At 78.3% G+C, this 11,639-nt stretch carries 10 protein-coding genes; 1 reads left to right on the top strand and 9 read right to left on the bottom strand.

Translation table 11 applies throughout. The features are described from left to right. Positions 1 to 57: 57 nt before the first annotated feature. The 3 genes from IE170_RS12260 to IE170_RS12250 are packed head-to-tail and all read right to left on the bottom strand — an operon-like array spanning position 58 to position 4,900. Positions 58 to 1,056 (bottom strand): threonine ammonia-lyase, encoded by a 999-nt coding sequence (locus tag IE170_RS12260; protein ID WP_229884695.1) that lies wholly within the window; start codon positions 1,054 to 1,056, stop codon positions 58 to 60. Beyond that, complete coding sequence (locus IE170_RS12255; protein WP_189809363.1) at positions 1,053 to 2,558, bottom strand: amino acid adenylation domain-containing protein; 1,506 nt, start codon at positions 2,556 to 2,558, stop codon at positions 1,053 to 1,055. The genes IE170_RS12260 and IE170_RS12255 overlap by 4 nt, the downstream gene beginning before the upstream one ends. After that, positions 2,558 to 4,900 carry a lantibiotic dehydratase gene (locus tag IE170_RS12250; protein ID WP_189809362.1) on the bottom strand — a complete coding sequence of 781 codons (2,343 nt, stop codon included), beginning with the start codon at positions 4,898 to 4,900 and terminating at the stop codon, positions 2,558 to 2,560. Before IE170_RS12250 ends, IE170_RS12255 begins: the two co-directional genes overlap by 1 nt. A 221-nt stretch (positions 4,901 to 5,121) precedes the next feature. Here IE170_RS12250 and IE170_RS12245 point away from each other — a divergent pair, with 221 nt between their 5' ends. Next, positions 5,122 to 5,331: an MbtH family protein gene (locus tag IE170_RS12245; protein WP_189809361.1), complete on the top strand. Its 210-nt coding sequence runs from the start codon at positions 5,122 to 5,124 to the stop codon at positions 5,329 to 5,331. A gap of 88 nt (positions 5,332 to 5,419) precedes the next feature. Here IE170_RS12245 and IE170_RS12240 read toward each other — a convergent pair whose 3' ends face one another. From IE170_RS12240 to IE170_RS12215, 6 genes are all read right to left on the bottom strand, one after another. After that, a complete protein-coding gene (locus tag IE170_RS12240; protein WP_189809360.1) occupies positions 5,420 to 5,785 on the bottom strand; it encodes a hypothetical protein in 366 nt (121 codons plus the stop codon). Between the two features lie 74 nt (positions 5,786 to 5,859). Next, the gene (locus tag IE170_RS12235) at positions 5,860 to 6,792 is read right to left on the bottom strand and encodes an NAD-dependent epimerase/dehydratase family protein (protein WP_189809359.1); all 933 of its coding nucleotides are present in this window, start codon (positions 6,790 to 6,792) and stop codon (positions 5,860 to 5,862) included. Next, on the bottom strand, positions 6,789 to 7,829 hold the full coding sequence (locus tag IE170_RS12230) for a cytochrome P450 (RefSeq protein WP_229884694.1): 1,041 nt from the start codon (positions 7,827 to 7,829) through the stop codon (positions 6,789 to 6,791). The genes IE170_RS12235 and IE170_RS12230 overlap by 4 nt, the downstream gene beginning before the upstream one ends. 467 nt (positions 7,830 to 8,296) lie before the next feature. Further along, positions 8,297 to 9,802, bottom strand: coding sequence for a class I adenylate-forming enzyme family protein (locus IE170_RS12225; protein WP_189809357.1), 1,506 nt, complete (start codon positions 9,800 to 9,802; stop codon positions 8,297 to 8,299). After that, entirely contained in the window at positions 9,802 to 10,548 is a 747-nt protein-coding gene (locus IE170_RS12220) for a glycosyltransferase family 2 protein (RefSeq protein WP_373298980.1), read from the bottom strand. The genes IE170_RS12225 and IE170_RS12220 overlap by 1 nt, the downstream gene beginning before the upstream one ends. Then, positions 10,545 to 11,555, bottom strand: a complete 1,011-nt coding sequence (locus tag IE170_RS12215; protein WP_223856379.1) for a 3-oxoacyl-ACP synthase III family protein — start codon at positions 11,553 to 11,555, stop codon at positions 10,545 to 10,547. The genes IE170_RS12220 and IE170_RS12215 overlap by 4 nt, the downstream gene beginning before the upstream one ends. Positions 11,556 to 11,639 lie beyond the last annotated feature (84 nt).

Here is an 11,639-nt window from a genome sequence, read left to right as displayed (position 1 = left end):
GGCGCGGGCCGGGAAGGCGGGACGCCGGGACGCCGGGACGTCGGACGGGCGGGGCGGTCAGCCGCCCGCCGGCCGGCCCGCGGCGGCCGCCGCCGCGGCCAGGGCCGCCGCGGTGTTGCCGCCCGAGACGATCGCCACGCACCGGCCGGCAGGACGGCGGCGGCCCGCCCGCAGCGCCCCGGCCAGGGCAACGGCGCCGCTGGGCTCGGCGTCCACGCCGCAGCGCCGCAGCAGGGCGGCCGCGGCCAGGATCTCCGCGTCGGACACGGCGACCATGTCGTCGACCCGGTCGCGGACCACCGGGTACGTCACCGCGCCCGGCTGCTGGCCGCGCAACCCGTCGGCGACGGTGCCGCTGGGGCCCAGCCGGAGCGGCCGCCCCGCGGCCAGCGAGCGGGCGTACCGCGGTGTGCAGGCGGGCTCGACGCCCACCACGCGAACCGGGTGCCCCTGCGCGGCCAGGCACACCCCGGCGAGCAGCCCGCCGCCGCCCGTCGGCACGTACACGGTCCCGGTGTCCGGCGCGTCTGACAGCACCTCCAGGCCGACGGTGCCCTGCCCGGCGGCGACGAGCCGGTGGTCGGACGACGGCACGAGGACCGCCCCCGTCTCCTGCGCCAGCTCCCGCGCCCGCCGGTCGCGGTCGGCGACACCGCCCGGCACGGACACGGTCCGGCCGCCCAGCGCGGCGATCAGGGCGGCCTTCGCCGGGTGCGCCCCGCCGGCCAGGACCACCGTCACCTCGGCACCGAGGGAGGCCGCGAGCCGGGCCAGCGCGATGCCGTGGTTGCCGGAGGAGCCGGCGACGATGCGCCGCGCGCCCAGCGCGAGGACGGCGTTCAAGGCGCCCCGCAGCTTGAACGAGCCGCCGTACTGGAGGTGTTCGGCCTTCAGCAGCACCCCCGGCCCGGGCAGCAGCGGGGTGCGCCGCACGTGCCCGGCGATCCGCACGGCGGCCGCCTCCACGTCGGCCCGTGCGGGGGCTGCCGCGTCCGCCACGCCGGGCCCGGGGAGCGCGGACAGAACGCCGGGCCGGCCCGCCGGCGCGGTGGTCACGGCCGGCCCCCGGACTGCGCCAGGGCCCGCCGGTCGGCCTTCCCGCCGCGCGTCGTCGGCAGCTCGTCCAGGCGCGCGAACCGGCGGGGCATCAGGTGCGGCGGCAGCACGGCCGCCAGGTGGGCGCGCAGCGCCCCGTCCGGTACGCCCGCCAGATCACCCGTGACGTGCGCGACGAGGAAGACCCGGCCCTGCGCGTCCGTGTCGGAGGTGACGACCGCCCCGGTCACCCCCGGGTGGGCCAGCAGCACCCCCTCGACCTCCGCGGGGTCGACGCGGTAGCCGCGGATCTTGACCTGCCGGTCGGCGCGGCCGTGGAACTCCAGCCCGGCCGGGCCGCGGACCGCCAGGTCGCCCGTACGGTACAGGCGGGCGCCGGGCGGGCCGAGCGGGTCGGGCACGAACCGCTCCGCCGTCCGCGCCGGCTGCCCGCGGTAGCCGCGGGCCACGCCGGCGCCGCCGATGAACACCTCGCCGACGGCCCCGTCGGCCACCGGGCGCATGCCGGCGTCCAGGAGCCGTACGAGCACGCCCTCGATCGGCGTGCCGACCACGTCGGCGACGGTGTCGGGGACGGCCGGGACGGCGTGGCGGGTCGAGGTCATGGTGCACTCGGTGGGCCCGTACTGGTTCACCAGCGCGCCCCGCACGAGGGACCGGCCGCCCGCGGCGAGGAACGGCCGCAGCGACTCGCCGCTGGACACCACCAGCCGTACGCCGTCCAGCAGGCCCGCCGCGTCCGGCTGTCCGGCGAGGAAGGACAGGAAGGACGGGGTGGTGCTGAGCAGCGCCGTCACCCCGTACCGGCGCACGGCGGCGCCGAACTCATCCGGCCGCAGCAGCGCGGACCGCGGCAGCACCACCAGGCGGCCGCCCGCCAGCAGCGGGGCGAACGTGTCGCGCAGGGAGGCGTCGTAGCCGAGCGGCGCGGTCTGCAGGGCGACCGTGTCGGGAGCGAGGCCGTAGTCGCGGACGACGAACCGGAGGTAGTTGTCCATGCCCCGGTGCTCGACCAGGACGGCGGAGGGCTCGCCGGTGCTGCCGGAGGTGTGGCTGACGTACGCCAGAGACCGCTCCCCGACGGGTGCCGGCGGTGCGTCGGCAGTGAGCCCCGCGTCCGGATCGTCCAGCAGGACCGGCGGGCCGGGCACCGGCAGGCCGCCGAGCCGCCCGGCCAGATCCCGGGTGGTGACCAGCAGTTCGGCGCCGCCGCTGCGGGAGAGCGCGGCGAGCCGCGCCGGCGGCTGCTCCGGGTCCAGGCCCAGGAACGCCGCCCCCGCCCGCAGGACGGCGGCCGGCGCGGCCACGGCGTCCGCGCCGCGCTCCACGGCCACCGCGCAGACCGTCTCCGGCCGGGCACCCCGCGCCCGCAGCAGCGCGGCCAGCTCCTCGATCCGTGCGGCGAGCCGTCCGTACGTGAGGTCACCGGACGGAGTGGTGACGGCGATCCGGCCCGGGTCGCGCAGGGCGTGACCGGCGATGTCGTCGACGAAGGTCCGCATCACGCACCCGCCCCGGCCCCGGCAGCCGCCTGCTCGACGGCCGTCCGGTCGACGGCGACGAACCGCAGCTCGGACGTGTACGCGGCGCCCCGGTCGTCGGTAAGCCACGCCTGCTCCGGCGTCGGCAGCATCTCGCTCACCTTGAGCTTCGCGGCGGGGTCCTTCCGCGCCAGCCGGCGCACGGCCTTCGCCAGGATGTTGAGGTACACCGGGCTCTCGAAGTCCACGTAGAACGGCCGGGGTTCGGTCGGCGACACCACGAACACGAACCGCGGCAGGTCGTGCTCCCGCTGCCACTGCCGGGCCCGGACGAACCGGCGCGCCTCCGACTTGTCGTCGGCGAAGCCGAGCCCGCCGGCGGGGAACGACCACGTCTCGCGCGCCACCACCATCCGGTCGATGGTGATCCGCGGCGTGTGGTCGCCCTCCGGGCGGAGCGTGAACCGGTCCATGACCCGCTGCGTGAGCGTGTTGGCGTACGCGTCGAGCAGGTCGAAGACCGCGCCGTCGGGCAGGACCGCGACCAGCCGGCCCTCCCGGTCCTCCACCGCCACGTCCGCGCAGGCCACCGTCCGCGGCCGGTACGGGTCCCCGGTGTCGTCGACCAGGGACACCAGGTAGTCCTGCGGCCGGTCCAGGGACGGCCTGCTGCGCGCCGACCACTTCAGCGGCAGCTCCTTCGGCAGCATCGGCAGCAGCCGCGGCCCCGGGAAGTCCCGGCTCGTCTCGGCGACCAGCTCGGCCCGGTCCGGGTGCTGGTGGACGAACAGGGACGCGCCCGTCGTGTTGAGGGCGCAGTGCATCTCGCCGAGCACCGTGTCGAAGTCGCCGCGCGCCACCGCCTCCGCGCCGTCGGCGAGCAGCAGCACGTCGGGGCTGAAGTAGCGGGCCAGCGACCAGCCGCCGCCCGGCTCCTCGAACTCCTCCCGCACCCGGCCGGCGATCGACTCCGACGACACGCGCACCCGCCGCGCCCCCTCCGGGACGTCCAGGACGCGCGCCCACTTCGCGCGCAGCTCCGCCTGTACGGCGTCCAGGTCCCGGTCGGCCTCCGGGTACGGGGACGGCAGGCAGGCCAGCCACATCCGCCCGAGGTCGACCCGGCCGCCGTCTGAGCCGAGCTGCTCGTACACGGTGCGCAGCCGTGCCCGGACCCGGTCGGCGAACCGGTTCGTCAGCCAGCGGGCCGAGGTCAGGCACTGTGCGAGCGGGGTCAGTTCGGTGAGCAGCGCGGTGGGCAGGGAGGCGGTCGCGGCGCGCCGGCAGTCGGAGTACACCAGGCCCCGGCAGGGCGCCGTCCGCTCGCCCTTGGACCGCTGGGCGGCGGTCGCGGTGAGCGCGGCGAAGTCCGCCTCCAGCGCGGTGATCGCGGCGGTCAGCGCGTCGGCGTCGGCGCCGGCGGCTTGGACGGCGTCCCGGCCGCGCTCCAGCACCGCCAGCTTCGCCAGCGCCGGCTCGCGCACCGCCGGGTCGCCGACCCGCTCCAGGACCGCCCGCAGCTCCCGCTCCGGGTACGTGCCGGTGGGGACCTCCAGCCGCCAGTGCACCCACCGCCGGCCCTGCAGCCACCGCACGGCCTCGGTCGCCTCCGCCACCGGGATGCCGAGCTCCTGCGCGATCACGGCGACCGGCCTGGTTCCGTCGCACAGGCCCAGGACGGCGCGCTCGGTGCCGCCGATCGGCTGCGGCGGCCGGCCCGGGACGTGCACGCGGTCGCCGTCGGCGCGGACGAACGACACCCGCCGCGGCGGGATCCACACCCGCAGCGCCGGATCTGAGTCCAGCGACCGGGCGAGCGCGTCGACGGCCCAACTGGCGAAGTACACCCGGGACTCGGCGATCAGCCCGCCCGGCCCGGGATCGATCCGCACGCCGTCCGCCGCGGGATCCCAGCGCCCCCACCCCACGGGCCCGAAGAACCCGATCGTGTCGTTCTTGACGCAGAACCGCTGCCAGTAGTGCGCGACGAGCTCCTCGCGCTGCCGGGGCATGCTCGTACGGCCCCGCACGGTCGGCGTCCACGCAAGGAACGGCGCGATGCCGGTGCGCAGCACGGCCGGGTTCTGCCAGGCCAGCGCCGCCCGGAAACGCGGATCGGCGGCGACCTCCTGCAGCAGCGCGGACGTACGGACGGCCGCGGCGTCGAAGGCCTCGGCGAAGCCGTCCCACTCGGGGCCGGCGAGCGCGTCCCCCGGCCCGAACTTGTCGGCGGCGAAGGCCAGTCCGGGCGGAGCCGTGCGCAGGACCCCCTCGGCGGGGAAACCGGGGCCGCGGAGCGCGAAGTGCTCCCACAGCCGCCACCCGCCGGCGGGCAGGTACACGTCGTGCGGTGTGTCCGACATGGGCGGAGCTCCTTCCGGCCTGACCGGCCTCGACCTGCCGGTCCCGCAGCCCGTGCGGCCTGCTCCGGCTGCCCGGAACACTGCCGCCGCCGCGGCGGCGGCCGCCAGGGAAGGAGCGGCAGCACCGGCCGCCCGTCCTTCTGCGCGTTTGTCCCTATGGCCGGCCCGGCGGGCGGGGGCAGGGTGGGGGCCGACCGATCGAGAGCGGGAGGACCCACGCGATGAGCGAGACCGACGACGGCCGCTACCTGGTCGTGCACAACGACGAGGAGCAGTACTCCATCTGGCGGGCGGACCGGGAACTCCCCGCGGGCTGGCACGCCGAGGGCGCGTCCGGCACCCGCCAGGAGTGCCTGGACCACATCGGCCGGGTGTGGACGGACATGCGGCCGCTGAGCCTGCGCCGCCGCCTGGCCGAGGCGGACGCCTGACGCCTCCCGCGGGGAGGACGGGGGACGCGAACGCCGGCCGGCGCGGCTGAGGCGCGGGGGAACCGAGCCCCGCCGGCCGGTGCGGGGGTCACCCGTCGAGGTACCGGTGCCGGGCGCCGGCGGGCGAGACGGCGAGCCGGCCGTCTCGGACCTGCCATTCGGTCCCCCCGCCGGCCTCGTGGCCGGCGAGGAACAGGCCCCGGACGAGGTCGCCGTCCTCGTCGGAGGCCGGGATCTGTGCCATCTCCCCGAGCTGGTCCGTGAACCAGTCCAGGGCCGACTCGCGGATGTCGGCGCCGTAGAAGACGTAACGGGTCCAGTTGACCTGCCGGCGCGGCGTGGTCCAGCCGTGGGAGTAGTGGTCGTCGGCGTGGGACGAGATGATCTCCTGGATGGCGGCGAGTTGCGTCTCGTCGCACTCCAGCCATCCTCTGACCGATACGTACACGCCCATCGACAGGTCCTTTCCGCGGTCGCCCCCCTCACCCGCGCAACGGGGCCGCGCCGAACGGGGACGGCTCGGCCCGGCTAACGCCGCCCCTGGGAGGCCAGGTAGTCGTCCAGTGTGCGGTGCGGAGCCCATCCCCGGGCGCGGGCGCGGGCGAGGTCCAGGACGACCGGGTGGGCCAGCTGGTCCACCGCGTAGCGGCTCAGGGCGGGTTCGCGGCCGGTGGCCGACGCCAGGGCCTCCGCCGCGCGTGCCGCCGCGCGTGCCGCCGGCAGCGGCAGGTGGCGGATCCGGGCGCGGACGCCGTGCGCCCGCAGGAACCGGCGTACCGCGTCGTCCCGCCCGTACGGGGCCGCGTCCGCCACGTTGTACGCGCCCGGGGCCCAGCCCGCGGCCGCGAGCGCGGCGTCGGCCAGGTTCTCCACCGCCGTCAGGCTGAGCAGGACGTCCGGCCCGGGCAGCAGCAGGGTGCCCGCCCGGACCCGGGAGAGGATCCGCGGCAGCAGCGTGGTGTCACCGGGGCCGTACACGGCGCGCGGGCGCAGCACCACCGCGCCGGCGGCCAGGGCCAGCGCCTCGCCCGCCGCCTTGGTGCGGCCGTACGCGTTCAGCTGCCCGGCCCGCGGATGGTCCTCGCGGACCAGGGTGCGGTCCCGGCGCGGGTCGTACACGCTCGCGCTGCTCACCCACACCACCGGCCTGCCGCCGGCGGCGGCCGTCAGCCGCTCGGTGCCGTCCACGTTCACCGCCCGCATGTCCGCCTCCGCGGGCGAGCCCGGCGCCGGGTCGCCGACCGCCGCCGCGCAGTGCACGACGACGTCCGCGCCGGCCAGGTCCGGCACCTCCCGGGCCGCGTCCCAGAAGCGGTGCTCCCCGACGGGGCCGGGCCTGCGCCCCACGCACACCACGTCCGCGCCGGCCGCCGCCGCGGCGCGGGCGACGTGGCCGCCGCAGAAACCACTGGCCCCCGTCACGGCGACGCGCAGCCCGGCCACCCCCGTGAAGGCGCTCATGCGGCACCCGCCCGTACGGTCAGGACCCGCCAGCCGGGCAGCGCGGCCCGCCGGTCCGCGCGGGCCCGCACCACGACCGGCCGGTACGGGGCCAGACCGGCCAGGACGTCGGCGAGTTGGGCGCGGGCCAGGCGCGCGCCCGGGCAGGCGTGCGGGCCCGCCCCGAACACCAGGTGCGCCTCGGCCGGCGGAACCGGGTCGAGGGCGTCGGGACCGCGCCGGTGCGCGCCGGCCGCGTGCCGGGCGACCAGGACGAGCCGGTCGCCCGCCCGCACCGGGCAGCCGCCGGCCGTGCCGTCGTCGGCGGCCGCCCGCGGCAGCACCGGCGAGGCAGCGGTGACCCGCAGCAGCTCGTCGGCGAGCCGCGGCAGCAGCTCCGGGTCGGCGGCCTGCCCCCACAGACCGGCGTCGGCGCACCAGGCGACCGCCCGTGGCAGCGCGGCGACCGTGGTGTTCACGGCCGCCACCGCCAGCATCGCGGCCAGGGCGCCGTCGTCGGCCCCGCTTCCGGCCAGCAGCTCCCTCAGCTCCCGGGCGGTCCGGGCCGCCGCCGCCCCGGCCCCGGGCCGCGGCGGGCCCGGCAGGTGCCCGCGCACGGACGCCGCCGCCGCGGCCGCGGCCGCACGGGCCAGCGCCGACGGGTCCGCACCGCAGCCGAGCAGTGCGCACACCGCCGAGCCGGACAACTCGGCGGCCAGTGCGACCAGGTCCACCTCGCCGCCCCGGCCGAGCGGCGCGAGCCGCTGCGCCAGCAGCGGCCGCCACAGCGCCCGCAGCCGCTCCACCCCGGCCGCACCGAGCCCGTCGGCCAGGTCCCGCCGGTCGGCGCGGTGGCCGCTGCCCTCCTGGTCGAACAGCACCCCGCCCGCGCCCGCGAGCGCCTCGCGCGCGGCCGCCCCGGTGGTCCCGGCGGCGGTGCGGTCGAGCGGGATCCGCGTCAGCGCCTCCCGGTAGGCGCCGGCGTCGTGGACGAGCAGGGTCCGCCCGATCCGACGCACCCCGCGCCCCCGCGTGGCGGCGAGCAGCGCGAACAGCACGGGATGGCTCCGCAGGTACACCCGCCGGTCCCGCCGCCGCGCCGCCGCGACATCACCGGCCGCCGCATGCGCCGCGGTACCGCTCGCCGGCGTCGCCGTGCCGCCCGACGCCACACGCTCCGGCGCCGCCCCGCGCCGTGCCGTCGCACGCTCCGGTGCCGCGTGGCCCGGCGGAGTACCGCCCGCCGGTGCAGGCGCTGCGGCTGGGCCGGCCGGGGCCACGCGCCCTGCCGTCGCCGGCCTCGGTGCCGGCCCGCCGGCTGTGGCGGGCGTCTGCGCCGAACGGCCCGTCGCCGCGGGGGCCGGCGCCGTACCGCCCGGCGCCGCCGGCACCCTCCTGGGAGCTGTGGCCCGCGCCGGGACAGGCCTCGGTGTCGCGGCGCCGACCGCCGTACCGTCCGCCACCGCCGGGGCAGCGGCCCCCCGCCCGGCGGGGCATTCCGGGCCGCGGGGCGTGTTGCGGGCCGTCATCGGGGGTCCTCCAGCCGGGCCGCCGCCAGGGCTGCGGCCGCCGGGCGGTCCGGTTTGCGGGAGCGGCCCGCCAGGGGGACCTCGGCGAACAGGACCGCGTCGGGGCGGGCCGTGCCCATCCGGTGCAGGGGGCCGGACAGCGCCGCCCGCAGGCGCGGCAGGTCCGTGCCGCGGCGCGGCTGCACCACCGCGACGAGCCGTTCGTCGCCGGCGGCCTCGGGGCCGCCGCCCGCCGGGACCCCGACCAGCACCGCCAGCTCGACGCCCGGCACGTGCAGTGAGGGTTCGTACAGGCCCGGGTAGATGTTCTCGGCGCGCCGCAGCACCATGTCCTTGATCCTTCCCTCCAGTACGATCCTGCCGGCCGCGTCCAATCGCGCCCGGTCCCCCGTCCGCACCCACGGGTCGGGCTCCTCGCCGAGGTAGCGGTGGCGGGCCGACGGTCCGGAGAGCAGCAGCTGCCCGTCCGCGTCCGGTTCGGCCCGTACGCCCGGCAGCGGGGCGCCGACCAGGTCGCCGGGGCCCTCGAACGCGGCCTTCTCCCGGGCCTCGACGGCCGCCGCCGGGAACAGCTCGGTCAGCGCGTACACGCCCCACGCCTGCGCCGCACCCGCCCCCCGTACGCGGCCCAGCAGTTCGGCGCCGGCGGGCGCCGAGCCCGTCCACACACGCCCGTGGAAGCGGGCGCCCGCCCCGAGCGCCTCCCGCAGCCGCGGCGGCGTCAGGTAGGTGTCGGCAGGCCGCAGCCGGTGCAGCTGCCGGGCCAGCACCCGCGCCGACCGGGCCGGAAGGGCGACCGGTGCGCCGCGGGTGAGCGCGGGCACCAGGACGAAGAACGTCCCGCCGAGCACCGGCCGCTGCGACACCTCCCCGGCCGCGGCGAACAGCCCCTCGACCGTCTCCATCCCGGCTGCGAGGCTCGCCCGCGTGTGCACCACGGCCCGCGGCTGCGAGGTGGTCCCGGAGGTGAACACGACCACCGCGTCGGCGTCGTCCCCGACGGGCGCTGCGGGCAGCCCGGCCCGCCGGGCGCCCCGCTCCAGCGCGGGCGCGCACCACGGCAGCCGCGGCCCGACGGTCGCCACCGGGCAGCCCAGCGCCCCCAGATCGGGAAGGGCCAGCGCCGCCCGCCGGGCCAGCGGCCGCGCCCACCCGGCGGCGGCCTGCGCGGCCGCGTCGGCCAGCACCAGCGACGGCCGGGCCAGCGCCAGCCGGGCGCGCAGCACCTCCGGCCCGGCCCCCGGGTCGAGGACGGCACCGCGCAGCCCGAGCCGCCACAGCGCCAGCAGCACCGCCAGGGCCCGCGGCCCGGGCCGCACCGCGACCCCGACGGTGTCGCCGGCCCGCAGCCCCCGCGCGTGCAGGGCGGCCGCGTACCCGTCGGCCAGGTCGGCGAGTTCGCCGCAGGTGGCCCGGACCCGCGGGGCGCCGCCGCGGGTCGAGGTGAGGACGGCCGCCCGGTCGGGCCGGCGGCGCAGGGCGTGGTCGAGTCGGTCGAGCATCAGCGGGGGTCCGTTCCGTGGCGGCCGCTGCCCTTGTCCAGGTACCAGCGGGCGGTGCCGACGATCCCGTACGCGCGGATCCGGCGCGTGGAGTTCTCCACGACCATCGACCGGCAGCGGCTGATCCGGTCGGTGTGGCGGCGTACGGCGTTCAGGAAGAGCCGGTCGGTGGGGGAGGGGCGGCGCGGCATCCCGCCGACGGCCAGGTACAGCTCGGCGGTGATCGCCATGTTGTTCCCGGCGTGCATCCGGTACGGGGCCCGGAACTCGCCGCGCCGCACGTGCTGCGGCCGCAGCCGCCCGAACAGCGAGGCGAGGCCCACGAGTGCGGCGAACCCGGCCCGGCCGAGCGGCCCGTGCTCGTCGCGCCGCGCGGTGATCCGCCCGCACACCAGGCCCGGCCGGGCCGTCAGCGCGGCCCGCGCCGCGCCCGCCCAGCCCGGCCGGGGCAGGCAGTCGGCGTCGGTGCGGGCCAGCAGCCGCGCCCCTTGGCCGATGGCGTACCGGAACCCGGTGTCGACAGCGGATCCGACGCCCTTCTCCGGCTCCTCGACGACCTGCACGGGGAACGGTGCGGACGCCGCGAAGGCCCGGGCGACGTCCCCCGTCCCGTCCGTGGAGGCGTTGTCGACGACCAGCAGCGTGAAGTCCCGGTCCCGCTGCGCGGCCAGCGCCCGCAGCGTCGCGCCGAGCCGGGCCGCCTCGTCGTGGGCGGGCACCACGACCCACATGCCGTGCCCGCTCACGACTTCTCCCAGACCATCGTCATGATGCTGATGCCGCCGCCCAGCCCGACGAACAGCACCCGCTCGCCGGGCGCCAGCCCTCCGAACACCCGGTCCAGCTGCACGCCGAGGGTGGCGCTCGCGATGTTCCCCAGCTCGGGCACGGTGACGACCAGCTTGTCCGCGGGCACCCCGGTCAGCTCGGCGAACCGCTCCAGGTAGGGCACGGTCACCTGGTGCACGAGCACCTTCGCGAAGCCGTCCCAGTCGGTGCCGGCGCGGTGCAGGGTCCGGTCGATGACCGCCGTCCCGACCTTCTCGAACACGCCGCGCAGCTCGTGCCCGTCACCGCGGAAGTAGGTGTAGGCGTCCCCGCGCGGGTGGCGCGAGCCGCCGCCCGGTATGCCGCCGACCTCCCAGTGCTCCGAGTGCGTCTCGGTGTCGACGTCGAGGATCCCGCCCCGCTCGACCGCCTCCACGACGACGGCCGCCCCGGCGTCGCCGAACGTGTACCCGGCGAAGCCGGCGCGCAGTTCGGCGAGGTCGGCCGGCTCGTACTGCACGGCCCGGCTCGGCGTCTCCCCGGTGACGACCAGGGCCCGCCGGGCCCGCCCGGCCAGGACCATCGAGCGGGCGAGGTCGATGCCGTTGACGAAGCTGTTGCAGGCGTTGGTGACGTCCACGGCGTGCGCCCGCGTGCCCAGTTCGGCCTGCACGATGTGCGCGGTGGCCGGCTCGACCATGTCGCGGGTCGCGGAGGCGAACACCAGCAGGTCGATGTCGGGGGCGGTCAGCCCGGCCGCGTCCATGGCCCGGCGGGCAGCGCCCGCGGCGAGCGTGGACGCGTACACGCCCGCGCCGGCGACGCGGCGGGCGGCGATCCCGGTGGCCTGCGTCAGCAGCCTCGGGGGCAGGGCCAGGCCGCTGCGGCGCGCCACCTCCTCCTGGAGGGCGTCCGAGGACAGGACCCCGTCGGGCAGCATGCTGCCGACGGCGGTGATGCCCGCGCGCAGTCGGGGATCAGGCAAGGAAGTGAACATGCCCGCCACGATGGCAACCGGCGGCGGCCCGGACCTGAGTACGGATGCTCACTTCGCGGCGCGGCCGCCCCC

This window comes from Streptomyces toxytricini, from assembly GCF_014649915.1.
GTDB classification, from domain to species: domain Bacteria; phylum Actinomycetota; class Actinomycetes; order Streptomycetales; family Streptomycetaceae; genus Streptomyces; species Streptomyces toxytricini.
Note: the sequence above shows the minus strand (reverse complement) of the source record. Positions and strands in the feature narration are given on the sequence as shown.